At 68.9% G+C, this 23,692-nt stretch carries 23 protein-coding genes; 12 read left to right on the forward strand and 11 right to left on the reverse strand.

The genetic code is table 11. The annotated features are described in order from the left end of the window. Positions 1–206: 206 nt before the first annotated feature. The 4 genes from ampC to ACI1V7_RS18730 all read right to left on the reverse strand — a co-directional run bounded on the left by ampC (position 207) and on the right by ACI1V7_RS18730 (position 4,323). Positions 207–1,358 (reverse strand): class C beta-lactamase, encoded by a 1,152-nt coding sequence (ampC, locus tag ACI1V7_RS18715; RefSeq protein WP_404533437.1) that lies wholly within the window; start codon positions 1,356–1,358, stop codon positions 207–209. Positions 1,359–1,458: 100 nt separating this feature from the next. Then, positions 1,459–2,211, reverse strand: coding sequence for a LytR/AlgR family response regulator transcription factor (locus tag ACI1V7_RS18720; protein WP_404533274.1), 753 nt, complete (start codon positions 2,209–2,211; stop codon positions 1,459–1,461). Positions 2,212–2,215: 4 nt separating this feature from the next. Beyond that, positions 2,216–3,319 carry a sensor histidine kinase gene (locus tag ACI1V7_RS18725; RefSeq protein ID WP_404533276.1) on the reverse strand — a complete coding sequence of 368 codons (1,104 nt, stop codon included), beginning with the start codon at positions 3,317–3,319 and terminating at the stop codon, positions 2,216–2,218. Positions 3,320–3,474: 155 nt separating this feature from the next. Beyond that, positions 3,475–4,323, reverse strand: coding sequence for an N-acyl homoserine lactonase family protein (locus ACI1V7_RS18730; RefSeq protein WP_404533277.1), 849 nt, complete (start codon positions 4,321–4,323; stop codon positions 3,475–3,477). A 157-nt stretch (positions 4,324–4,480) separates the two neighbouring features. Between ACI1V7_RS18730 and ACI1V7_RS18735 the strand changes: the two genes are divergently transcribed. The 4 genes from ACI1V7_RS18735 to ACI1V7_RS18750 all read left to right on the forward strand — a co-directional run bounded on the left by ACI1V7_RS18735 (position 4,481) and on the right by ACI1V7_RS18750 (position 9,203). Further along, a complete protein-coding gene (locus ACI1V7_RS18735; RefSeq protein ID WP_404533278.1) occupies positions 4,481–5,047 on the forward strand; it encodes a DNA-3-methyladenine glycosylase I in 567 nt (188 codons plus the stop codon). Beyond that, positions 5,044–6,723 carry an FAD-dependent 5-carboxymethylaminomethyl-2-thiouridine(34) oxidoreductase MnmC1 gene (mnmC1, locus tag ACI1V7_RS18740; RefSeq protein ID WP_404533279.1) on the forward strand — a complete coding sequence of 560 codons (1,680 nt, stop codon included), beginning with the start codon at positions 5,044–5,046 and terminating at the stop codon, positions 6,721–6,723. The genes ACI1V7_RS18735 and mnmC1 overlap by 4 nt, the downstream gene beginning before the upstream one ends. A gap of 66 nt (positions 6,724–6,789) precedes the next feature. Beyond that, the gene (locus ACI1V7_RS18745; protein ID WP_404533280.1) at positions 6,790–7,500 is read left to right on the forward strand and encodes a sensor histidine kinase; all 711 of its coding nucleotides are present in this window, start codon (positions 6,790–6,792) and stop codon (positions 7,498–7,500) included. Then, positions 7,497–9,203 carry a response regulator gene (locus ACI1V7_RS18750; RefSeq protein ID WP_404533281.1) on the forward strand — a complete coding sequence of 569 codons (1,707 nt, stop codon included), beginning with the start codon at positions 7,497–7,499 and terminating at the stop codon, positions 9,201–9,203. The genes ACI1V7_RS18745 and ACI1V7_RS18750 overlap by 4 nt, the downstream gene beginning before the upstream one ends. Positions 9,204–9,266: 63 nt before the next feature. Here the strand turns inward: ACI1V7_RS18750 and ACI1V7_RS18755 are convergent, their stop codons facing one another. Further along, positions 9,267–9,995: a PhaM family polyhydroxyalkanoate granule multifunctional regulatory protein gene (locus ACI1V7_RS18755; RefSeq protein WP_404533282.1), complete on the reverse strand. Its 729-nt coding sequence runs from the start codon at positions 9,993–9,995 to the stop codon at positions 9,267–9,269. Between the two features lie 100 nt (positions 9,996–10,095). On the opposite strand from ACI1V7_RS18755, the gene ACI1V7_RS18760 reads away from it, so the two are divergent. Together ACI1V7_RS18760 and ACI1V7_RS18765 are read left to right on the forward strand one after the other, a co-directional pair. Further along, entirely contained in the window at positions 10,096–11,286 is a 1,191-nt protein-coding gene (locus ACI1V7_RS18760; protein WP_404533283.1) for a DUF3108 domain-containing protein, read from the forward strand. Positions 11,287–11,302: 16 nt separating this feature from the next. Next, on the forward strand, positions 11,303–12,064 hold the full coding sequence (locus ACI1V7_RS18765; RefSeq protein WP_404533284.1) for a DUF3108 domain-containing protein: 762 nt from the start codon (positions 11,303–11,305) through the stop codon (positions 12,062–12,064). A 100-nt stretch (positions 12,065–12,164) separates the two neighbouring features. On the opposite strand, the gene ACI1V7_RS18770 is transcribed toward ACI1V7_RS18765, so the two are convergent. Then, positions 12,165–12,596, reverse strand: a complete 432-nt coding sequence (locus ACI1V7_RS18770; protein ID WP_404533285.1) for a hypothetical protein — start codon at positions 12,594–12,596, stop codon at positions 12,165–12,167. Positions 12,597–12,862: 266 nt separating this feature from the next. Between ACI1V7_RS18770 and ACI1V7_RS18775 the strand changes: the two genes are divergently transcribed. From ACI1V7_RS18775 to ACI1V7_RS18785, 3 genes are read left to right on the forward strand one after another with little or no spacing between them, the layout of a single operon-like run. Continuing rightward, positions 12,863–14,254 (forward strand): hypothetical protein, encoded by a 1,392-nt coding sequence (locus ACI1V7_RS18775; protein WP_404533286.1) that lies wholly within the window; start codon positions 12,863–12,865, stop codon positions 14,252–14,254. Beyond that, on the forward strand, positions 14,247–14,996 hold the full coding sequence (locus ACI1V7_RS18780; protein ID WP_404533287.1) for a hypothetical protein: 750 nt from the start codon (positions 14,247–14,249) through the stop codon (positions 14,994–14,996). Before ACI1V7_RS18775 ends, ACI1V7_RS18780 begins: the two co-directional genes overlap by 8 nt. Before the next feature lie 7 nt (positions 14,997–15,003). Then, positions 15,004–17,832 (forward strand): ATP-binding protein, encoded by a 2,829-nt coding sequence (locus ACI1V7_RS18785; protein WP_404533288.1) that lies wholly within the window; start codon positions 15,004–15,006, stop codon positions 17,830–17,832. Positions 17,833–17,905: 73 nt separating this feature from the next. Here ACI1V7_RS18785 and ACI1V7_RS18790 read toward each other — a convergent pair whose 3' ends face one another. The 4 genes from ACI1V7_RS18790 to ACI1V7_RS18805 are packed head-to-tail and all read right to left on the reverse strand — an operon-like array spanning position 17,906 to position 20,442. Then, positions 17,906–18,187: a hypothetical protein gene (locus ACI1V7_RS18790; RefSeq protein ID WP_404533289.1), complete on the reverse strand. Its 282-nt coding sequence runs from the start codon at positions 18,185–18,187 to the stop codon at positions 17,906–17,908. Next, positions 18,184–19,347 carry a threonine aldolase family protein gene (locus ACI1V7_RS18795; RefSeq protein WP_404533290.1) on the reverse strand — a complete coding sequence of 388 codons (1,164 nt, stop codon included), beginning with the start codon at positions 19,345–19,347 and terminating at the stop codon, positions 18,184–18,186. Before ACI1V7_RS18795 ends, ACI1V7_RS18790 begins: the two co-directional genes overlap by 4 nt. A 58-nt stretch (positions 19,348–19,405) precedes the next feature. Beyond that, a complete protein-coding gene (locus ACI1V7_RS18800) occupies positions 19,406–19,918 on the reverse strand; it encodes a CcdC protein domain-containing protein (protein WP_404533291.1) in 513 nt (170 codons plus the stop codon). Beyond that, a complete protein-coding gene (locus ACI1V7_RS18805; protein WP_404533292.1) occupies positions 19,915–20,442 on the reverse strand; it encodes a CcdC protein domain-containing protein in 528 nt (175 codons plus the stop codon). Before ACI1V7_RS18805 ends, ACI1V7_RS18800 begins: the two co-directional genes overlap by 4 nt. 109 nt (positions 20,443–20,551) lie before the next feature. On the opposite strand from ACI1V7_RS18805, the gene ACI1V7_RS18810 reads away from it, so the two are divergent. Continuing rightward, entirely contained in the window at positions 20,552–20,731 is a 180-nt protein-coding gene (locus ACI1V7_RS18810; RefSeq protein WP_404533293.1) for a hypothetical protein, read from the forward strand. 93 nt (positions 20,732–20,824) lie between these two features. Beyond that, on the forward strand, positions 20,825–21,796 hold the full coding sequence (locus ACI1V7_RS18815) for an alpha/beta hydrolase (protein WP_404533294.1): 972 nt from the start codon (positions 20,825–20,827) through the stop codon (positions 21,794–21,796). On the opposite strand, the gene ACI1V7_RS18820 is transcribed toward ACI1V7_RS18815, so the two are convergent. After that, on the reverse strand, positions 21,783–22,631 hold the full coding sequence (locus ACI1V7_RS18820) for a helix-turn-helix transcriptional regulator (RefSeq protein WP_404533295.1): 849 nt from the start codon (positions 22,629–22,631) through the stop codon (positions 21,783–21,785). The genes ACI1V7_RS18815 and ACI1V7_RS18820 overlap by 14 nt on opposite strands. A 94-nt stretch (positions 22,632–22,725) precedes the next feature. Here ACI1V7_RS18820 and ACI1V7_RS18825 point away from each other — a divergent pair, with 94 nt between their 5' ends. Beyond that, positions 22,726–23,619 (forward strand): SDR family oxidoreductase, encoded by an 894-nt coding sequence (locus ACI1V7_RS18825; protein WP_404533296.1) that lies wholly within the window; start codon positions 22,726–22,728, stop codon positions 23,617–23,619. Positions 23,620–23,692: the final 73 nt, after the last annotated feature.

Below are 23,692 nucleotides of genomic sequence, written 5' to 3' on the forward strand. Positions count from 1 at the left end.
GAGCGCCCCGGCAGGCGCCAAAAAAAATCCGCCCGTGCATCGCTGCCGCGGGCGGTGAATCCAAGCGGAGAGCTTGGAGGAGACAGGGAGCCACCAATGAAACCTACTCACCGGAGGTACGCTTTACAGGTAGGGACGGTGGCGGCGCCCACAAGACCCATCTTGGGTAATCGAGGTCGCGCCGTCGTGTCGGACCAGGCCGACGATCAGCGTTGCCCTTGCAGCGCTTCCAGGATCTTCCACCCGGCCGTGACCTTCGCCGGCGTCGGGTAGTTGCGGTTGGCCAGCAGCACGACGCCGATCTTCTTTTCCGGCACGTACACGACATAGCTGCCGAAGCCGCCCGTCGCGCCGGTCTTGTTGAGGAGCGTGCCCGGCGGCGCGGCCGTCGGTGCGATCTTCTGCGCCGGGTTCGGCTTCATGCTGACATCGGTCGAGTTGCCGGCCAGCAGGCGCTGCAGCGTCGGCGTGCCGCGGTACTGTTCCCAGCCCAGGCCCTGCGTCATCTCGCCGACCTGGACGTGGCCGACGTGGGTGCAGTCCAGTGCGGCGCGCATCGATGCCGGCAGTTGCGACGGGTCGATCTGCGCCTGCATGTAGCGCACCATGTCGGCGCTACTCGACTTGACGCCATAGGCTTCCAGGTCGAACGGGCCGCGGTTCACGCGCACGGGCTTGTTCGCCTGGTTGTGGCCCCAGGCATAGTCGGCCATCGCGCCGGCGGGCACCGTCACGTAGGTATGGCGCAGGCCCAGGGCCGGCAGCAGGCGGCGCTCGACGGCTTCGCCATAGGACGTGCCGAGGCCCACCGCGGCGGCGCGGCCCAGCAGGGCGATGCTGGGGTTCGAATAGCGGCGCAGCGTGCCGGGCGGCGCGTCCGGCTGCCATTGGCGGTAGTAGGCGATCGCCTGCTCGTCGGTCTGGACCTCGTCCGGGAATTGCAGCGGCAGGCCGCCCGGCGTGTAGGTGCCCAGGTCGAGCAGCGTGGCGCGGTCGATCGGGCTGCCCTTCAGTTGCGGCACGTAGGCGCCGGGATGGTCATGGAAATCGATGCGGCCCAGGTTCTGCGCATGGCAGGCCAGCAGCGCCGTGAAGGTCTTGCTGACGGAGCCCAGTTCGAACAGCGTGTTTTCGCTCACGGGCTTGCCGCTGTCCCTGGCAGCGACGCCATAATTGAAGAACAGCGCCTGGCCATCGACGGTGACGCCGACCGCCAGGCCCGGCACGTCGTATTCCTTCATGAGGGGGCGGATGACGCGGTCGACGGCGGCGCGGACGGCGGCGGCGTCCGCGGCCATGGCGGCGGGAGCGGTGTTGAGGGCAAGGACGGCAAGGACGCCAAGGGCGGTACGGCGGATGTTCACGTGGGTCTCTCCAGTGTCGTTCGATGATGACGGCCAGTGTAGTGACACCGCCTGCGGCCGCCCAGGCCAGCCGTCCCGGCGTGCCGGCGTTTCGTCACATGCTCGCCTTGACGGCGCCCAGGTAGCGTTCGCTGACTGCCACCGTCCCGCCGCAGCGCAGCAGCAAGCGCCAGGTGCCGTCACCCGTGGCGTCCAGCCGCGCCATCTGGCCGCGCCGCACGATGGCGCCGCGGTGCACGCGGATGAAGGCGCCGGGCGGCAGCAGCGCCTCCAGCTTGTTGAGCGTGATCCGGTGCAGCACCGTGCGCGCCGCCAGGTGCAGTTCGACGTAGTTGCCGGCCGATTCGATCCACAGGATGTCGGCGATGTCGATGCGTTCGATGCGGCCGACGGAGCGCACGTTGAGGTGGTCCAGCGGCCGCTCGGCGTTGCCGTCGACGTAGTCGCGCAGCGCCGCGCCATAGGCTTCGCGCTGGCGCTGGCGCAGCAGCGCCGCGGTGCGCTCCACCGCCTGGGCCAGGCGCGCGTCGCCGACGGGTTTCAGCAGGTAGTCGAGCGCGTGCACGTCGAAGGCATCCAGCGCGTGCTCGCCGTGGGCGGTCACGAACACGACCAGGGGCGGTTCCTGCATGCGGCTGAGCTCGCGCGCCAGCACGAGCCCGGACTCGCCCGGCATGCGGATGTCGAGGAAGACGACGTCGATGTTCCCGGCCGCCAGCGCCGTGCGCGCGGCCGGGGCGCCGTCGCATTCGGCCGCGAGCTCCCAGCCAGCATGGACGGCCATCGCCAGGCGCAGGTTGGCGCGGCCCGGCACTTCGTCGTCGACGATCAGGTAGCGGATGGCCATGGCGTCAATCCGGCTCCACGAACGGTAGGCGGACCTCCGCGACGTAGCGCTCGCCCTGCACGCCGGCGTCCAGCGACGCCGAAGGATGGACGAGGCGCAGGCGCTCGCGCGTATTGGCCAGGCCCAGGCCCGTGCCGGGATTCGGCGGCGTCTGCGTGCTCACGGGATTGGTGACTCGGATGCGCAGCGCGTCGCCGTGCTGGGCGAATTCCAGCCGGATGTCGCTGGGGCCCGCATGGCAATCGAGGTCGTGGCGCAGCGCGTTCTCGATCAGCGGCTGCAGCAGCAGCGGCGGGCACGCCACCTCGTGCAGCAGGGACGTTTCGCCGTCGATGTGGATCTGCAGGCGGTCGCCGTAGCGCAGGCGCTGCAGGTCGAGGTAGTCGCGCACGAACTGCAGCTCGGTGGCGACGGTGGCGCCGGCATGGGAAGCGCCGTGCGCGCTGGCCGACAGCGCGTAGCGCAGCAGGTCGCTCAGGCGGCCGATGCCGCCCAGGGCGAGCGCCTTGTCGTCGTCGCGCACCAGCGCGCTGATCGCGTTCAGGGCGTTGAACAGGAAATGCGGTTCGAGCTGGGCGCGCAGCGCCAGCATGCGCTGTTCTTCCAGCGCCAGGCGCAGGCCCAGCAGCGCCAGCTCGCGTTCGCGCGCGCGCCGGAAGTAGTGCAGCGCCAGGATGGCGGCGAAGGTGCCCGTGGTGGAGAACCAGCCGACCAGCAGCATCCGCCGCAGCAGCTGCCAGGGGCTGTCGATGGCCGCCAGGTAGCCGCGCAGCCATGCCATATAGACCCATTGCGCCGGCTGGAACACGCACACGAGGGCGATAAACAGCAGGATGACGTTGCGCGGCCGCTCGATCAGCGCGGGCCAGCGGGCCAGCGCCAGCGACAGGCCGGCGCTCAGCACGATCAGCGGCAGTGCGTATTCGACGAACCAGGTGACCAGCAGCGACGGGTAGTGGCTGTCCGTGCCGCCGCGCAGGTTGTCGCTGTAGGTCTGCAACGCGCCCAGGGCGCTGATCGCCGTCCATACCAGCACGGTGACGGCGATGGTCTTCGCGGCGGGCCGTGGCGGAAGAAGGGGAGCGGAGAGGGAGGGCGCTGGCGTCATCCAAAAAGTATAGCAGCGCCGCCGCTGCCATTCGTCCCACCGAACCGGGGTTTCGTCACCCGGTGGCGGGACCGCTCGCGGTACGTCAGTCGCGGTATGTCAGGCGAGGTACTTCAGTCGAGGTACTTCGGTCGAGGTACTTCAGTCGCGGTACTTCAGTCGAGATACCGCGGCGGGCGCGGCAGCGCGCCGTTGTCCTTCGGTTCGTGGCCGAGGATCAGGCGCGCATGGTCGCGCGTGACGATGTCGTTCAGGCGCCTGGACGAGGCGATGGTCTGGTCGTGGTCGTAGTTGAAGGTCGGCACCTGGTTGCGCTCGTGGTTTTCCGTGAAGTGCCACTGGTCGCCCGACAGCACCACCTTGCCCGCGTGCGGCAGCGTCAGTTCCATGGCATGGTGGCCGGGGGTGTGGCCGGGCAGGGCGTAGAGCTTGACGGTCCCGTCGCCGAACAGGTCGGTGTCGCCGTCGAGCAGGCGCAGCTTGTCCTGCTTGCCGTCGGTGTGGGCGGCGAGCAGCTGGGGCTGGATGAAGTGGGCTTCGGCGTCCTTCCTGTTCGCCAGGACCTGGTACTCGGCGCGCTGCATGACCAGCGTGGCCTGCGGGAAGTCGTTCGACTGGCCGGCATGGTCGAAGTGGGCGTGCGACAGCACGACGTAGCGGATGTCGGCCGGCTTGACGCCCACCGTGGCCAGCTCGTCGACGAGCGGTTTTTCCAGGTTCATCTTCAGCGTGCCCTGGGTGACGCCGCCCTGGAAGTTGCGCGGATAGCCCGTATCCCACAGCAGCCAGTCATTGCCGTGCTTGACCAGGTAGCACGAGATGACGATGTCGTAGGAGCGGCCCTTGTATTCGCCCGCGTCGGACATCATGCTCAGGTCGCCCAGCGTCATGGTGCCGCAGTCGAAGCGGTACAGGCGCATGTCGGTGCCCTCGGCGGCGGATGCCGGGGCAACGCAGGAGAAGCCTAGCAGCGACAGCGCCAGGGCGGACAGGATTTTCTTCATGGATCACCTCACTGGTTGATTTTTCGGGAGGCCATTGTCTGCATTAAACGGATGGCCATTGGGACGAATAACCCTCATAAAAGGACGCGGCACCCACTTCCCTCCAATCGGGCCACGAGGCCATTGCCGCGCCAGCGCCGAGGGGTATACTTGGTCCATGAACGAGATCCGCTGCACCTGGGCCAATATGGCCAATCCACGCTACATCGCCTACCACGACCACGAGTGGGGCGTGCCCTGCCATGACGAGACGACGCTGTTCGAGATGCTGAACCTCGAAGGGGCGCAGGCGGGCCTGTCGTGGGAAACCATCTTGAACAAGCGCGACAACTACCGCGCCGCCTTCGACGGCTGGGATGCGCACAAGATCGCCGCCTATGACGATGCCAAGGTGGCGTCGCTGCTGGCCGACCCCGGCATCGTGCGCAACCGCCTGAAGGTGGCCGCCGCCATCAACAACGCCCGGGCCTACCTGCGCCTGCGCGAGGAGGGCGGCACGCTGGACGACTACCTGTGGTCCTTCGTCGACCACCGCCCCATCGTCAACGACTGGCCGGACGGCGCTCGCCCGGCCAGGACCGAACTGTCCGACCGCATCTCGAAGGACCTGGGCAAACGCGGCTTCAAGTTCGTCGGTTCGACCATCGTGTATGCCTACATGCAGGGCATCGGCATGGTGGACGACCACGACCGCGACTGCCTGTGCCGCAAGCGCCGGGGATGACAGCGATGGACTACCGCGAGCACTGGCACGCCTCGTCGCGCTACACCGTCTTCGATTCCTGCCACGGCGGCGGGGCCGATGTGCGCGTGCTCACGGACGTCTGGCGCACCGACCCGCAGCGGCCGCCGCACCTGCACCTGATCGCCGTGTGCGACCACCTGCAGCCGGGCTTCCACCGCTTTCCGCAGGCCGAGCCGGGGCTGACGGTCGACCTGGTCAACGCCCCCATCGAGACGGCGCTGGCGCAGCTGGTGGCGCGCGTCGACCTGTTCCGCCTGGTTGGCCTGGAGCATGCGGGCACCGGCTTCGCGCGGCCGCTGGCGCGCGTGGCCGCCGCCAATGCGCGCCTGCTGGGCCATGGCCTGACGGCGGAACAAGTGGCCGCGCTGCAGGCGCAGGGCTTCGTGTTCGAGCCCGGTACGCAGCGCGCGCGCTTCGCCAGCCGCAAGCCGCGCCCGCCCTTGCCACCCGTGCCGGAGCGGCGCGCCGTCGTCCTGGGCGCCGGCATCGCCGGCTGCGCCGCGGCCGAGCGCCTGTGCGCGCGCGGCTGGCAGGTGACGCTGGTCGAACGCCACGCGCGTCCCGCGATGGAGGCGTCCGGCAACCGCGCCGGCATCTTCATGCCGCTGCTGTCGAAGGACGACAACGTCCCCACGCGCCTGACGCGCGCCGCCTTCCTGTTCGCGCTGCGCCACTGGGAACGGCTGGGCGGCATCGGCCGCGCCATCGACGGCGCCGCCTGCGGCGTGCTGCAGCTGGCGCGCGATGCCGGTCACGCCGCCGTGTCGCGCGAGATCGCCGCCAGCGGCGCCGTGCCGGCGGACTTTGCCGAATGGCTGGAAGCGCCGCAGGCCGAGGCGCTGCTCGGCCTGCCCGCGCCGGACGGCGGCTGGCTGTTCCGGCAGGGCGGCTGGGCGCGCCCCGGCAGCGTGTGCGACGCCCTGGTGGCCGCCTGCGGAGGCCGGCTGGAACAGCGCTTCGGGGTGGGCGACGTGGCGATCGAGCGCGTGGATGGCCAATGGCAGGTGCGCGACGCGGCCGGCAATCTCGTCGCCCACGCCCCGAACCTGATCCTGGCCAACGGCGCCGGCGCCATGCGCATTCCCCAGGCGGCCGCGCTGCCGCTGACCGCCATGCGCGGCCAGGTCAGCCACGTGCCCGCGGAAATGCTACCCGCGCTGCCCGTCGTGCTGTGCCGCGAAGCCTACCTGACGCCGCCGTCCGGTGGCGTGTGCAGCGCCGGCGCGACCTACGACGCCGATCCCGATCCGGCCCTGTCGGCCGCCTCGCATGCGGAAAACCTGGAGCGGCTGCGCGGCCTGCTGTCGGACCCGCAGGCGGCGGCGGGCGCCCCGCTGCAGGGGCGCGTGGGCTTTCGCTGCATCGCGCCGGACCGCCTGCCGCTGGTGGGCCGGTTGCCGGACTTCGACGCGGCCGGCACCACCGAGCGCCTGCGCGACGTCCCCCGCCATCCGGGCCTGTACGCGCTGCTGGGCTATGCCTCGCGCGGCCTGATCTGGGCGGGCCTGGGCGCCGAGCTGCTCGCGGCCCAGATCGAGGGCGAACCGCTGCCGCTGGAAGCGAACCTCGTCGATGCGCTGGACCCGGCCCGGTTCGTGTTGCGTGCGCGCCGCAGTCCGCGCGGCCCGCAAGGCGTGGAAGGTGCCGAACTTTGATCTTTCCCGAGAAACTGGAAGTTCCAAAGGTATAATTGGCGCTCGGCAACATTTGACAATAACGTCATGGACGATACGCCCAACGCCCCGGAGCACGAGCTGTTCCTGTTTCTCGCCTCCACGGCGCACGACATGAAGAATTCGATCAGCGTCCTGTCCGGCACGCTGGAGCGGCTGCTGGCCGAATCGTCGCCCGCCCAGGACGGCGCCTATCCGCAACTGGCGCACATGCTGTACCAGACCAAGCGCCTGAACGACAACCTGATGCAGTTGCTGGCCCTGTACAAGAAGGTCGGCAAGCCGGATTATCCGTTCGACCTGCAGCCGCTCGAGATGGGCCACCTGGTCGACCAGGTGGCGGCGATCGCGCGCGTGCTGCTCGGCTCGCGCGGCATCCGGCTGGACGTCGACGTCGACCGCGCGCAGATCTGGCACGTCGACGAAGACCTGGTCGTGGGCGTGCTGTCGCATGCGATCAACAATGCCATCCACTACACCTGCGACACGGTGCGCCTGGCGATCCGCGAGGTGGACGGTTCGCTGGAGCTGCGCGTCGAGGACAACGGCCCCGGCTATCCGCCCGCGCTGCTGGAGGCCGGCGCCAGCGCCGCGCGCGACATCGGCGGCGTCAACTTCCTCACCAACAGCACGGGCCTGGGCCTGTATTTCTCCAGCGAAGTCGCGAAGATGCACCGCCACCGCGGCCGCCACGGCACGCTGCGCCTGGAGAACGGCGGCGCCTACGGCGGCGGCTGCTTCATCCTGACCCTGCCATGAATGCCGCCGCCCATCCCCTCGTCGGCGCCGGCAAGATCGAGGACGTCGACTGGGCCGACAAGAACTATCTCGTCGTCGACGATTTCGTCGGCATCCGCCAGCTCCTGCGCGAAAGCCTGCGCAGCCTGGGCGCCCGCAACATCGACCAGGCCTCGTCCGGCGGCGAGGCCATGGGGCTGCTGGCGCGCATCCGCTACGACGTGGTGCTGTGCGACTATAACCTGGGCGACGGCAAGAACGGCCAGCAGGTGCTGGAAGAGGCGCGCGTGCGCAACCTCGTCAATCCCAGCACCGTGTGGCTGATGGTGTCGGCCGAGAAGAGCGTGGAATCCGTCATGGGCGCGGCCGAGCACCAGCCGGATGCCTACCTGATCAAGCCGATCACGGAAGGCGTGCTGCTGACGCGCCTGAACCGCGTGTGGCACCGCAAGCAGGTGTTCCGCTCGATCGACCAGGCCTATGCCGACAAGGATTACCTGCGCGCGGCCCGGCTGTGCGACGTCCAGATCGAGGCCCACAAGGCGCACGAGATCGATTTGTTGCGCATGAAGGCGCGGCTGATGGAAAAGAGCGGCGAGCCCGTCAAGGCGCGCGAGGTGTACGAGCGCGTGCTCGCCCAGCGCGAATACCAGTGGGCACGCGTGGGCCTGGCCAAGATCCGCATGGCCAACGGCGAATTCGAGCAGGCGCGCCAGATGTTCCAGGGCGTGATCGCGGAAAACCGCCACTTCATCGAAGCCTACGACCAGCTCGCGCTGGCCTACCAGAACATGGGCAAGCAGGAAGAGGCGTGCGCGATCCTGGAGCGGGCCGCCAAGCTGTCGCCGAACTCCGTCACGCGCCAGCGCTCGCTGGGCAATATCGCCCTCAAGATCGGCAACATGCCGCTGGCCGAGAAGGCCTACCGCAAATGCCTGGCGATCGGCGAGTATTCCGTCATGAAGACGCCGGACGCCTACCTGGGCCTGGCGCGCGTGCGCGGCCAGAAGCGCGATACGAAGGAAGCCCTGCGCCTCCTGACCCAGGCCCAGCGCGAATTCGTGGCCGACCATCCGGACGTCGTCGTGCGCGCCAAGGTCACGGAAGGCCTCGTCTACCACGAGAGCGGCGACGAGCGCCGCGCGCGCAAGGTCGGCGAGGAACTGGAAGCGCTGCTGGAAGCGGCGCCGGAACGTCCGGACGTGGCCACCTGCCTGGAGCAGGCGGCCCTGATGTTCGCGGTCGGCATGAAGGAGGCGCCCGCCGAGCTGCTGTGCTACGTGATCCGCAACAACCACGACAATCCGCTACTGCTGGATGAAGTCCAGCAGATCTTCGACGAGGCGGAGATGGGCGAGGAGGGCATGGCCCTGATCCAGGCCTCGAAGAAGGAAGCGGGCGACCTGATGAACCAGGGCGTGCTGCTGTGGAAGACGGGCAAGCTGGACGCCGCCGTCCAGTGGATGCGCGACGCCCGCCGCAAGGTGCCGAACAACCAGCGTATCCTGTTCAATGCGGCCCAGATCATGGTGTCGCACATGCAGCAGCAAGGCTACGACGCGGCACTGTCGGTGGAAGCGTACGAGGTGCTGCACCACGTCGACCGCCTGCTGCCGGGGCAGCAGCGTTTCGCGCAGCTGATGGAGCAGCTGGCCCTGCTGCAGCCGCAGCCCGAGTCGGATCTGCAGCCGGAAGCCGAGCCGGAGGAGAAGGAAGAAGCGTAGGCGTGGCGCGCGGTGCCTGCCTCAGGGTGCCTGCCTCAGCGAGCCTACCTCAGGGAGCCTACCTCAGGGCTTTTCCGCCTTGGGCTTGCTGGCCCGCATTTTGCCGCTGCCACCCCCGCCGGCCGGCTTCGTTCCCGTTCCCGTTGCACTTTCCGGCACCGTCGGCTGTTCCTGCGCCGGGTCCGCCTTGGCGCCGCTGTCCGCTGCCGGCGTCATCGCCACGTTGACGGCCTGGGCGAACTGGTCCTGCAGCATATTCCACCAGGCCATCGCGGCCGGCATGCCCATGGCCGCGGCGCCTGCGCCGTCCTGGCCCTGGCCTGCCGGCGCGGACGTGCCGGGCTGCGCGCTGGCGCCACTTGCGGCATCGGCCGGCGATGGGGCAGGCGCTGCAGCGTCGCCGCCCGGTCTGGATGACTCCCCAGCGCCCGGCGGCGTGGCAAAGAAGGGCGCGAACGGCATCGCGGCCAGCTTCTCGGCGCTGACGCCGGACTGGCGCATGGCTTCGGCCATCGACGTGCTCATCGAACGCAGCGTGGCCAACGTGCCGCGCTGCACCTCGAGCGCCTGGATCGTACCGCGCAGCATGGTCAGGTTCAGGTTGAGCCAGGATTCGACGGCCTTCATGTCGGCGATGCGCTTGTCGAGGTCTTCCATCGACAGCGGCGGGCCCGCCATGGCGGACATGCCCGGCATGCCGGCTCCGGGGAGATGCATGGATCCCCACAGGTTCTTGACGAAATCCAGCGTATCCGTCATTCCGGGAATGCCGGGGGCAGGTGGTTTCAGCATGATCGTCTCCCTCGTATTTCCAGGTAGCCTAACAGATAAGGAATGGCCGTCAAAGCCGTTCCCGCAGACGCGGGATGGGTGGACAGGCTACACTAGCAGGATGAGCACCACTACCGTACCGAACCGTCGTCGCCGGCAATTCGTACTGGGCGCGTTGACGGTCTTGTTGCACGTGCTCGTGTTCGAGTGGTTGAGCGGCCAGCTTGGACGCGCGCCTGCCCTCCGCGGCGATGCGGCCCGCCCGGCCGCGCCGGTCACGGCGGAACTGGTGCCGGTTCCGGAACCGGCGCCCGCGCCACTGCCGCCGCCTTCCCCGCCGCAGCCGGTCGCGGAACCGCCGCCGCCCTTGCCCGAGATCGATCCGGAACCGCTGCCGCCTCCGCCCGAGACCGGTGCAGGACCCGACGTCGCCGCGGCGGAAGGCGCCCCCGCGCCGCAAGCGGCGGACGGTGCGCCCGCGGCCGCTACCGGCGACGCCGTCGGACAGGCGGGCGCTCCCGCTGCCGCGACGGGCGTACAATCAGGGCAGGCCGCCGTGGCGCCTGCGCCCGCGGCCCCGGCGCCGGCTGCCCCGCCCGTGCCGGAAGCACCCGCGCCGGCCGCGCGCCGCTACCGCATCGATCTGCCGCCGTCGGCCGACATCACGCTCGACGTCGCGCGTACCGACGCCAACGGCACCAAGTGGAGCGGCGACCAGCTGCTGTCGTGGCGCATCGCGCCGACGAGCTACACGATCCGCGTCGAGGCCGGTATCAAGGTCGTGTTCGCGCATGTGAACCTGTTGACGCTGACGAGCGAAGGTGCGGTTGGAGACGAGGGATTCGTCCCCACCTTGATGACGGAGAAACGGCGCGGCCGCTCGATGACGGCCACGCATTTCAACCGCAAGGAAGGCACGCTGACGTTCTCGGCATCCGACGCCAAGGTGCCGCTGGTGCCGTATGCCCAGGACAAGGCCAGCGTGCCGCTGCAACTGGCGGCGATCGCCCGCGGCGACCCCAAGCAATTGTCCGGCACGATCGACCTGCTGGTCGGCGAAGACCGCGGCGCCACCGTGTACAGCTTCACGGTGGCCGGGCAGGAAGAGATCGACACGAAACTGGGCCGCATCGCCACCTGGCGCCTCGTGCGTCCGCCCAAGCCGGGGTCCTACCACTCGCGCCTGGAATTGTGGCTGGCGCCGGGCTATGGCTGGTATCCGGTCCAGATCCGCAATACCGAAGCGAACGGCGCGGTGACGACGCAGACCGCCAGCGCCATCAAGATCGACAACAAGAATATGGAAAAATGACATGCGGAAAACTGATATGAACACCCTGATCAAAGCCACGGCCGCCGCCCTGGCGCTGACCCTCGCCGCGGTGCCCGCCGTCCGGGCCCAGGACGCCGCCGAGCATCCGGCCGTCAAGCGCCCGTTCGACCTGCCGCCTTCGGCCGACCTGGCCTATGCGATCAGCGCCACCCAGCGCGGCCTGGCCCTGAAGGGCGACGCCGTCATCACCTGGCGCGCCGATCCCGGCAAGTATGCGGCGAGCGCCGAGTCGCGCGTGGCCATCATGGGCAAGCTGACGGAAAACCGCAGCAGCGGCACGATCGACAGCTACGGCCTCGCGCCCGCCGAGTTCTACGACAAGCGCATCCGCAAGGAGCCCGTGACGGCCACCTTCGACCGCGACGCGAAGACCATCAGCTTCAGCGACGGCGACAAGACCTACCCGATCAAGGGCGGCGAGCAGGACCGCGTGTCGATTTCGTGGCAGCTGGTCGCCGTCGCGCGCGCCGCCAAGGACAAGTTCAAGGCGGGCTCAGAGTGGAAATTCTTCGTGGTCGGCCCGCGCGATGCCGATCCCTGGACCTTCCGCGTGGTGGGCAACGAGAAGATCCAGACCGGCATGGGCGAGATCGAGGCCGTGCACGTCTCGCGCGGCACGCCGCCGGGTTCGCGCGAGCAGACGCTGGACATGTGGCTGGCGCCGGGCAACGAGTGGTACCCGGTCAAGCTGCGCTTCACCGAGGGCGACCGCGGCGAGGTCGTCGAGCAGGTGCTGCAGAAGATCACGAAGAAATAAAGGCCGACGGTACGTCGTCCCTGCGCAGGCAGGGATCCAATGTTGCGGCTGGGCCCGGAACTTGGGCCCCTGCCTGCGCAGGGGCGACGGGCGTGGGCGCTTACTCCTGCACGCCCGGATCGTCCGGCGAGTCGTTTTCCCAGTGCAAGGTCATCTCGCGCGGCGCATTGCCCACCTTGACGGTGCGCTTGAAGGTCTTGCCTTCGGCGGCGGCGCTGATGCGGTAGGTCCCGGCCGGCAGCTTGGCATAGAACATGGGACCCGTATTCGGGACGCTCAGCAGCGTCGTGCCCTTGGCGTCCATGATGTCGAGCTGGACGTCGGAGCGGAAGGCGCCGCTCTGCTTGGTCGCAAACGTCAGCAGCAGGTTGTAGTCGGCGCGCAGGGCGCGCATGGCGTTCTGCTCGTCCTGGCCGACGCCGCCGTTGATGTAGGTGATGCCGTTCTGCTGCTGGGGGCCGGCCGCCTGGACGGCGGGCACGGTGGCGAGACAGGCGGCCAGGATGGCGGCCGCGGCGAGTGTGCGTTGCATGGCGTTCCTCCTCGAGATGTTCATGTAAATAAGACAACGTCGATTATCCACGGACGAGCTCGCCGAGGGCGCGCGCCTGCCCGGCTGCAACATGCATCGAGCTTGTCATTCTGGCAAGTCAAGCGTTTCCGGATTCCGTTGCTAATTCGCCAGATGTGACATCGCCCCGGCCATTCTTTCAAGTTGCCAACCCTTAACTGTTATACTGACGCCCCCGCGCCTGCCGCATGGCCGCCGCGCGCGACAGCAGATTGGTAAGCCCTACGATGATCGACAACCTGGCCGGCGCACCCGCCGCCGAACCCCATTCCCCGGCGTTAGAAGAGCTCGACCCGCTGCAGGCCCACTTCCACGAGGGAGTGGCGCCCGACGAGATCGAGCAGGTCTATCACCTCAAGCGCGCCGCGCCGATGCTGCAGGCGTTCACGGCGCTGTTCCACGGCTCCCAGGACGGCGTCATCGTGCGCCTGCTGGTGCTGCGCGACCTGGCGGCTGACAGCGGCACGTCGGCGTTCTCGCGTGCCGACATCAACCAGAAGTTCGCCTACCTGATCCCGGAAAGCCTGGAGACGGTGCTGGGCCGCCTGCGCAGCCACGGCCTGCTGGCCTGGGACAACCAGGCCGGCGTGTACCGTATCACACCGCTGGCGCGCAACGTACTGGCCGCCCTCGACACGCTGCTGGCCCTGGGCAAGCCGGACGAGGACGAGGCCGAGATGGGCTTCTTGCTGTCGCAGGTGGCCGGTGCCCAGGCCGTGGGCGGCGTCACCGTCGAACAGCTGAAGCACCTGCTGGGGCGCCTGGTCGAGCTGCACGAGGAATTTCGCGACGCCATCGCGTCCGGCTCCGAATTCCGCCTGCGTGCCTCGCAGGCCAAGTGGCACACGGCCTGCGACTGGGTCGAGAAGGGCTCCGACATCCTGCGCGCCATCACCTCGGACGAGCGCGCGGACTTCGCCACGCACCGCGCCGCCCAGGCGATCGGCCGCGCCCAGTCGCAATTGCTGAACATGCAGGGCATGTTCTCGCGCGCACTGAACCAGATCGAGCGCCAGCGCGTGCACCTGGGCCAGTCCGGCCTGTCGACGACGGACATCAAGCGCTGGCTGCTGGCGCACGAGGACCTCGCGAGCCTGGCCGAGAACGCGATCGACCGTCCGGTGGTGCCGCTGTTCACCACGCCGGCCGAGATGATCGACGTGGCCGAGACCGAACTGATGACGGAACGCGCGCCGGTGCTGGCGCCGGGCGGCCTGCCGAACGGCGAGGACGCGCCCATGACCATCAACGACAACCCCGCGATGCAGGCGGAGCTGGACGACTGGATCAAGCGCCTGTCCGACTTCGCCAACCTGGGCAACTTCCCCGTCATGTCCGAGGATTCGCCCAAGAGCGTGCCGATCCAGGAGTCGCTGCTGCCGGCCAGCTTCGCGGTGGCGTCCTATCGCGCCTCGCTGCTGCCCCTGCTGGGCGACGCGGCCGAGGCCAACCTGCAGGGCGCGACGGCCGAGCTGGCGCGCCTGCCCGTGAAATTCATGTCCGAGGACGAGATGGTGCAGCTGGACGATCCGCACGTCGCCGCCATGTCGCGCGCGACCCTGTCGCTGAACCTGGACGACCTGACACTAGACCTGGAAAGCAAGACGCAAGATGAATGACGACGCACAAATCCTGATCGCGCGACTGCTCACGCACCAGACCCTGCGCCGCGACGACAAGATGGTCAAGCGCGCGCTGTCCGACGACACCTTCCGCGCCGACGTCGACAAGCGCCTGCTCGAGACGGGCCTCAAGCTGCTCGACAACGTGTATGCCGACCACGTGACGCTGGCGCTGCACCGCAACGTCGAGCCGAAGATCTTCGGCGCCAAGGACATCTGGCAGAACAATAATTTCGGCCTCACGCGCGACGGCGTGGCGCTGCTGGTCGTGCTGTGGGCGCAGATCATCCTGCCCAAGCGCGAACGCCAGGAAACCCACCAGTCGATCGACGTCGACCAGTCCGACATGTTCGACAAGGACAATCCGATCCCGCGCGCCGAGGACACCTCGATCGGCATCTCGTATTCCGCGCTGCTGGCCGACTTCGGCGACAAGCTGGGCAAGAAGACCCGCATGGACATGAACCTGGGCCTGCTGTCCAAGCTGGGCTTCATCGAGCGCCGCGGCGACGTGATCCTGGAAGGCCCGCTGCTGGACCTCCTGATGGACACCGATGTGCTGAAGGAACGCATCATCAACGGCGCGCTGGCCGACGTGTTCAAGCGCGCCCCGCTGGCCGCGGCGCCGCGCCGCCCCGCCAGCGAGGCGGCCAACGATGCCGCCGCCGCCGTGGCCGAGCCGGCCGCCGACGTGCCTGCAACCGGCACTGCCGCAGCCCCCGATACGACCGAAGGTTAAGAGACGCATGTTCCACATCAAATCACTCGAGCTGGTCCACTGGGACTACTGGCAGCGCATCAAGAACATCCCGCTCGACGCCAAGATCATCACCATCGCCGGCCAGAACGGCTCCGGCAAGACCACGCTGCTGGACGCGCTGCGCACCCTGTTCGGCCTCGATTGCTCGATGGGCCGCACGTACAAGCACTATGCGCGCCACTCCGGCCAGCAGAGCGCCTGGATCCGCGCCGTCGTCGACAACAAGCCGGTCGGCCTGCAGCTGTCGAACCGCCCGTTCCGCCACTCCGGCTTCTTCAGCGACGACGAGGTCACGCTGTTCTGCCAGGTGCAGAAGAACGGCGGCGACTGGAAGCGCCAGTACCTGATGCGACCGGGGAACATCCAGATCGAGGAAGTCACCGACGCCACCGACTGGCTGGGCGTGGAAAACTACAGGAAGCGCCTGGCGTCGGCCGGCCTGTCGCCGGCCATGTCCAAGGTGCTGGCGCTCGAGCAGGGCGAGACCGATAAACTGTGCGAATACGCGCCGCGCCAGCTGCTGGACCTGGTGTTCCAGGTGTTCGGCGACAAGGAAGTGCTGGACGCCTACGACGAAGCCAAGCGCCACCAGCGCGATACCGAGGCGGAACTGAAGCGCTTCGAGGCCGAGCTGGAGACCTCGCGCATCAACCTCGAAGGCCTGCGCCTGCGCGTGGCCAACTTCCACCAGTTCGAGGACCTGAACAAGGAGCGGCGCAACCTCGTCGAGGAAGTGCTGCCCAGCCTCGAATACCACGAGGCGCGCGAAAAGGCGGCCAACATCAGCCGCCAGCTGCGCGAGGCGAGGAAGCCGCTGGCGCAAGCCGACAGCATCCTGACCGAGAAGCGCAACGCGCTCGCGGCCCAGCAGCGCGCGCTGACCGAGGCGCAGCAGCAGGAAGTCAAGCTGGAACAGGAAGCCACCGAGCTGGCCGGCCGCCTGACCCAGCTGAACGGCAAGCTGAAGCCGCTGGAAAGCCTGCTGGAGCAGAAGGAGCGCCTGAACAAGCTGGCCGCGGATGCCGGCGCCGACATCGCCGAGGTGGCGAGCCAGCTCGAAGCCAAGGAAGCGGAGCTGGCCAAGAAGAAGGGCGAGCGCGATGCGCTGGCGACGAAGATCGCCGGCGAACTGGCGACCGTCTCCGCCCTGCAGGGCAAGACCACGATGCCGGAACCGGAAGCCCAGCGCCAGATGCGCCGCGCGCTGCGCGACGCCGGCATCCCGCACGCCATGCTGTCGGACATCGTCGAGGTGACGGATCCGAAGTGGCAGGGCGCCGTCGAGGGCGTGCTGGGCGGCTACGCGTCCGTCGTGCTGCTGGAGCGCGCCAAGGATGCGCCGGCCGCGTACAAGCTGGCGGAGAAGGAAAGGTACCGCCACTTCATCGTGCCGGATTGCGTCGACGCGCCCGTGGTCAAGGACGACACGCTGCTGTCCGTCGTGCGCTTCTCCAGCCCGGCCCCGGGTTGGCTGATCGACCAGCTGGAGCGCATCGAGCGCGTGGAATCCGTCGACGCCGGCTTCAAGAGCGATGCCGACGAATGGATCACGCCGGACGCGTATCACCGCGAACGCCGCGGCGGCCGCTCGCTGTTCGTCGAGCCGTCGCGCTATCGCTTCGGCGCGGCGGGTAAAACCCAGCGCCTGGAAGCGATCCAGAAATCGCTGCCCGCGCTGGAAGCGCAGGAAGACACGCTGACGCTGGCGATCAGCAAGCTGGCGTCGGAAGTATCGGCGCTGCGCGTGCGCATCGCCGGCGTGGACGCGGCCAAGGAACTGGCCGCGCGCCAGGCCGAGTTCGAGGAAGCCACGCGCGCGCTGGAACCGCTCAAGGCCGAGCGCCTCGAAGTGGGCGCGCGCCTGGGCGAGCTGCAGGTCCTGATCAAGAACGCCACCGTCACGCGTACCCGCGCCGACACCGTATGGCAGAACGCGCGCATGGCGCTGTCGGAAGCGGAAGCGGGCATGCGCCTGAACAACCGCCGCCAGCTCGAGCAGCGCAGCGAACACGCGCGCGACCTGCTGGCGCTGCGCCGCAACTGGCGCCACGTGCCCCAGGCCTGGCGCAACCCGCAGCAGCGCGCCGCGCTGGTGGCCACGCACCAGAACGCGCACCAGGTCAAGCTGCGCATGAACACCCTCGACCACTCGCTGGGCCGCAACGACTGGGAGCAGGATCCCACCGTGATCGACCAGTACGCGCGACTGAACGAGCAGCTGTCCGGCCGCCAGAACGAGACGGAAGAACGCCGCTACCAGAACAACCGCGCCATCGAGGCGACAGCCAATGCACGCGGCGCCTACATCGAGCGCCTGCGCTACACGATCAAGACCTATTCCAAGAACATCAAGGAACTGGGCGAGCTCGCGAACATCGAAGTCACGGCCGACCCGGTGCGCCTGGAAAACGACGACGTGCAACTGGCCCAGGCCGGCCTGCACGTGCGCTTCAAGTTCGACGGCAAGGGCCAGATCGGCATGAACGACGGCGAAGCCTCGGGCGGCCAGCAGGTCATGAAGTCGCTGGTCCTGCTGATCGGCCTATTGAAGTCGGAAGAGGGCTCGGGCGGCTTCGTGTTCATCGACGAACCGTTCGCCCACCTGGACATCCGCAACATCCAGCTGGTCGGCGAGTTCCTGAAGAACACCGACGCCCAGTACCTGATGACGACCCCGCTGACGCACAACACGGACGTCTACGACCCGTCGGACCTGACGCTCATCACGAGCAAGAAGAAGAAGGACACGCAGTGGGCGCAGCCGATCTTCGTGCTGCAGCGGCGCAAGGAAGGCGAGGAGCCGAAGGCGGCATAATCCTGCAGCGCTTCCACGGCAAGGTCGCGGCCGGCATTCTCTCGGGAGGCCGGCCGCTTTTTTTTCGGCGCCTTCAGACCCGGCCCTTGCCGAGTCCCGTCACGAACGTCAGCAGCAACAGCCCATACCCGCACGCGACCAGCAGTACCGCCAGCGTCGTGCTGAGCGCCAGCGTACGCCTGTCGGCGCGGCCCGCCTTGCGCATGCCCAGCAGCGGCGCCAATGCCACGATCAAGGTCAGCGGCGCGATGCCCGTGAACAAGCCGGCGGTGGCGCTCAGGAGCACGGCGCCCAGGTGGAACAGGATGAAGCGGCCGCGCGGGAAGCGCTGCGCGTTGTCGGTGGCAGTGGTCATCCCGCCAGCGCCTTGACGAGGTAGGCCGTATCGCGGCGCAGGATCGATTCGTTGAAGCCCAGCGTCACCTTGCCCCCGTCGATCTTCCCGATCCGCACGTTGGCCGCGCGCAGGCGTTCTTCCAGGCCGGCCTGGCGCTGCGTAGACATCTCCAGCACGGCCAGGTTGCTCCCGTCGGCGACGCGTCGTACCGTGAAGCCCGGCGTGCGCTCCAGCGCCGCCAGCAGGCGCTCGCCGGCCGCGCGCACGCCGGCGTAGCGTTGTTCGAAGCCGTCCAGCGCATCGAGGGCGGGCAGGGCGGCCTGCCAGGCGTGGTACAGCGTCCCGCCGAAGATGTGGCGCAGTTCGCGTGCTCGCGCCATCAGGGGCTTGGGGCCGGACAGCACGCCGCCGAACGGCGCGCCCAGGTATTTGTACAGCGAGACGTAGACGGTGTCGAAGTGGGCGCAGTACGGCTTCACGTCGAAGCCGGCCATGCCGCACATGAGCAGCAGGCGCGCGCCGTCCAGGTGCAGGCCGATGCGTTTTTCCTTAGCCTGGCGCGCGATCGCGGCGACCAGTTCCGGGCGCAGCGTGGCGCCCTGGGCGCGCCGCACGGGGCTTTCCAGGGCGATGGCGCCGACCTTGATCGGGTAGGGGCCGACTTCCGCGCGCTCGATCGCGGCGCCGATTTCTTCCAGCGTGGGCGCCGCGCGGCCGGGGGCGAGGGGAACGAGGTTGATGCCGCTGAGCGTCGTGACGGCGTTCGATTCGTCGCGGTAGACGTGGCTTTCCTGCTGTACCAGCGCGTGCTTCGCCTCGCCGCACAGGAGGCGCAGGGCGATGTGGTTGGCCAGCGTCCCGGTCGGCATGAACACCGTGTCTTCCTTGCCGAGCAAGGCCGAGAACTTCGCTTCGAGTTCGGCGACGGCGCCGCCGGACAGGTAGCTGTCGACGGGTTTCGCATGCTTGTCGATCAGCGCCTGCAGGCGCGCCGGTTCGGTGGCGGGATTGCGCGGCAGCGCGTCGCCGGCCAGCACGACCAGCGTGTCGTAGTCGGTGACGGGCGCGGGTGCGGGTGCGGAAGACGGCGTGCCGTATTGGGCGTGGGCGTTGCCGGCGGCCAGGCCGAGGGAAAACGTCGGTACGGCGCCGAGGAAGCGGCGGCGGTTCAGGGTCATGGCGTCTCCGGTGGCGTTGGTACCGGGGAGTATAGGCCAGCCGGCGCCGCCGGATCGGTCACATGGTGCCGATGGCGCGCCGCTTCTGCTGGCGCCAGCGCATCAGGCCGAAGGAGTAGGCGGCGAAATAGGCGCCGGTGAGGCCCAGGCAGTACATCGTGACGGGGCTGTCGGTGATGCGCGGGTTGGGCAGGTTGCTGCCCTGGTTCATGTAGATCTCGATGCCGAGGTAGATGATGCGCGCCACCAGCACCATGCCGACCAGGACGCCCAGGCGCCGGTCGGGCGTGAAGTAATAGCCTTCGTCGGTGTCTTCGAAGCGGGTGCGGCGCAGGCCATAGCGGCCCAGCAGCACACCCATGACGGCGCCGCCGGCCAGGGCGACCAGGCCGTAGGGACGGTCGAGCAGGCTGGCGGCCGGCACCAGCACAAGGGCGCCGAACACCAGCAGGCCGGTGTAGTGGCGCGACATGATCGAACGCTGGCGCGTCATCTGGCTCTTCAGGCGCGAATAGATGCGCCAGACCAGGACGGGGATGAGGATGATGAGGGCGAGGGTCGTGATGCTCATGCAGGGATAGTAAGCGATGCGCTGCGCTGGCGCCAGGAAAGCAGGCCGAACGCGTAGCTCATGTAGTAACCGGCGAGGACGCCGAAGATGACGAGGGTCAGCGGATTGCTGACGAATTCGTGGTGCTGGAACGCTTCCGGATGCTGGAAGGCGCCCTCCTGGTAGAACTCCCAGGCGCGCCAGGCCATGCGGCCCATGAACAGGGCGGCCACCGCCAGGCCGATCGGTGCATGCGGCGTGAAATAGTAGTCGTCGCCCACCTGCTCGAAGCGGGTACGCTTGATGGCCATGCGGCCCAGCACGGCGCCCACGGGCAGGCCGGCCACCAGGGCCGCGATGCCCAGCAGGCCGCCCTTGAGGCTGACGGCGCCCAGCACGAGCACCAGCAGCGGGAAGAACACGAGCGTGGTGCGGTGGCGCCAGGTCTTCGAGCGCTGGCGGCTCGTCAGGCGCCGGATGCGGCTGACCATCCGCCACAGCACGAGCGGGACGAGGACGGCGGCAACCATCGGCGTTGTCATCATGGCGGATCCTTTCTGTCGAATCCGTCATTGTAATCCAGCCGGATGCCAGCGGGACGGCGGGCAAACGGCGGCCATGGTAGTGTTTTGGCATCATCTTGAGGAGTCCGCCATGTTTGCCACCGCTATCGAAGCGCACCGCGCGCCCGACCCGGCCCCCGTCGAGGAGCCGGCCGAGGATCCGTTCGAACCGGCCGATCCGCACCAGCCGCCGATCCGCACGCCCATGAACGACGAACCGCCGGTGACGGATCCGCATCCGAGCGTCGTCGCCCGCCGTCGACTGCACTGATCCGGCGGAACCATACCCGCCGCGCATTGACCCTTGCATCTGCAGAAACTACGATACGTCGATCGACGATCGACAGGGATGCGAGGAGAAACGATGAGGAAGTCCGTGGCGCGGCTGCTGCTGCCCTTGTGCATGCTGGTACTGGCGGCGCACACCGCCATGGCGGCCGAACAGGCCATCGATCTCGCCACGCCGACGGGCACGCTGGCGGGCACCCTGAACCTGCCTGCCGGCGCCAGGGTGCCCGTGGTCCTGCTGGTGTCCGGCTCCGGACCGACGGACCGCGACGGCAACGGCCCCGTGCCGCAGACGCGCAACGACAGCATCAAATTGCTGGCCGCGGCCCTGGCCGACGCCGGCTTCGCCTCGGTGCGCTACGACAAGCGCGGCATCGCGGCCAGCAGAGCTGCCGGTCCCGCCGAGTCGGCGCTGCGCTTCGACACCTATGTCGACGATGCCGCGGCCTGGGTCGCCAGGCTGAAGGGGGATCCGCGCTTCGGCCCCGTGATCGTGCTGGGCCACAGCGAAGGTTCGCTGGTCGGCATGCTGGCCGCGCAGCGCGCGGGCGCCGGCGCCTACGTCTCGATTGCCGGCCTGGCCCGCAACGCGGGCGCCGCGCTGCGCACCCAGCTGGCGGACAAGCTGCCGCCCGACCTGCTCGCGGCCAGCAACCGTATCCTGGCCGCGCTCGAGCGCGGTGCGACGGACGCCGACGTGCCGCCGGCGCTGGCGGCCCTGTACCGGCCCAGCGTGCAGCCCTACCTGATCTCGTGGATGAAGTACGTGCCGGCCGAGCAGGTCGTCGCCTTGCACGTGCCCGTGCTGGTCGTGCAGGGCACGACGGACATCCAGGTGGGCGTCGACGAGGCGCGGGCGCTGGCGAAGGCCAAGCCGGACGCCGTGCTGGCCATCATCCCCGGCATGAACCACGTCCTCAAGGAGGTGCCCGACGATCCGCAGCGCCAGATGGCTTCCTATGGCGACCCGTCGCTGCCGCTGCATCCGAAGCTGGCGCCGGCCATCGTGGCCTTCCTGCGCGGCGTGCCGGCCGTCAGCAAGCCGTGAGTCGGCGCACCTTGTCGACGTCGTCCTGCGTCGCCGGGTTGTAGACGACCATGCCCAGGTCGGGCCGGCCGTCGACCGTGAACGACGAGTATTCCATCGCGATGACGCCGGCCACCGGGTGGTGCAGGTGCTTCGTGCCTTCGCCGAAGTTGCGCACGTCGTTGTCGCGCCAGAAGGCGGCGAATTCCGGGCTGCGTTCGGACAGCTCGCGCACGAGGGCGTCGATGCCGGCGCGCGCTTCGGCGCTGGCGCTGGTGCGCGCGGCATCGGCGCGGAATGCGGCCACGACGAAGCGCGCCACTTTTTCCCAGTCGATCCCGTTGCTCAGGCGGCCGCGCGCGCCGAAGATGCGGCGCAGGATGTTGCGCTCGCCGGCGGGGACGCCGCTGTAGCCGAACACGGCGTCGGCGGCGCGGTTCCAGGCGACCACGTCCCAGGTCAGCGTCTTGACGAAGGCGGGACTCGTCGGCAGCGCGTCGAGCACGCGCTGCACGCGTGGCGACATGCCGGCCTCGGGCTGGTAGAGCGGTTCCGGCGGACGGCCCAGCGCCAGCAGGAACAGGTGGTCGCGCTCGGCCCCCGTCAGCATGAGGGCGCGGGCGATCCGCTCCAGCACCTCGGCGGACGGCGCGCCGCCGCGGCCCTGTTCCAGCCAGGTGTACCAGGTGGCGCTGATGTGGGCGCGCTGCGCGACTTCCTCGCGACGCAGTCCCGGCGTGCGCCGCCGCGCGGCCGGATAGCCCAGCGCCACCGGGTCGATCCGGGCACGGCGGTCCTTCAGGTAGCCGCCCAGCGGGTTGTCTTTCTTCATCGCGCGTGCGATCGGCAGGTCCATCCTGTCAGTTCCTATACCAGTATGACGTCACTACTTTACCCCCATGGGGCCAGCGCCGATAGTAAGGCACATCGGCAACCAAGGGAGGAACACCATGCGAATTTTCGTTACCGGCGCCACCGGCTTCGTCGGCTCGGCCGTCGTCGAGGACCTGATGAGGAATGGCCACGAAGTATTGGGATTGGCGCGCTCGGAAGAGGGCGCCGCGCGGCTCGAACGGATGGGCGCGCAGGCGCTGCGCGGCACGCTCGAGGATGTGGACGGCCTGCGGCAGGGCGCGCGTTCGTCGGACGGCGTCATCCACACGGGCTTCAACCACGACTTTTCCCGCTTCGCCGAAAGCTGCGCGCTGGACCGGCGCGCCATCGAGGCGCTGGGCGCCGCCCTCGACGGCACGGCCAAGCCGCTGCTGGTCACGTCCGGCATCGCCCTCATCGCGCCGGGGCGCCTGGCGACCGAGCAGGATGCGCCGCATCCCGTCATCGACGCCTTCCCGCGCGCCTCCGAACACGCGGCCGAGGCGCTGGCCGCGCGCGGCGTGCATGCGTCCATCGTGCGCCTGCCCCCGTCCGTGCACGGCGAGGGCGACCACGGCTTCGTGCCCATCCTGGTCGGGATCGCGCGTGAAAAGGGCGTGGCGGCCTACGTCGGCGACGGCGGCAACCGCTGGCCGGCCGTGCACCGCCTCGATGCGGCCCGCGTCTACCGCCTGGCGATCGAGCGGGCGGCAAGGGGCGCGCGCTACCACGCGGTGGCGGAGGAGGGCGTGCCGTTCCGCGCGATCGCCGAGGCCATCGCGCGCCGCCTGGACGTGCCGTCGGCGAGCTTGCGCGCGGAGGACGCGGAGCAGCACTTCGGCTGGTTCACGCGGTTCGCGGGGATCGATGCGCCGGCATCGAGCGGCTGGACGCGGGAAGTGCTGGGGTGGACGCCCGAAGGGGCGACCTTGCTGGAGGATGTGGACAGCGAGCGTTATTTTCCGCGCTAACGCTGAACCGTCGTCCCTGCGCAGGCAGGGACCCAATGTTGTCGGCGCAGTCGCTGCGCCAACAGCAATTGGA

Source organism: Massilia paldalensis, assembly GCF_044901715.1.
GTDB lineage: Bacteria > Pseudomonadota > Gammaproteobacteria > Burkholderiales > Burkholderiaceae_D > Telluria > Telluria paldalensis.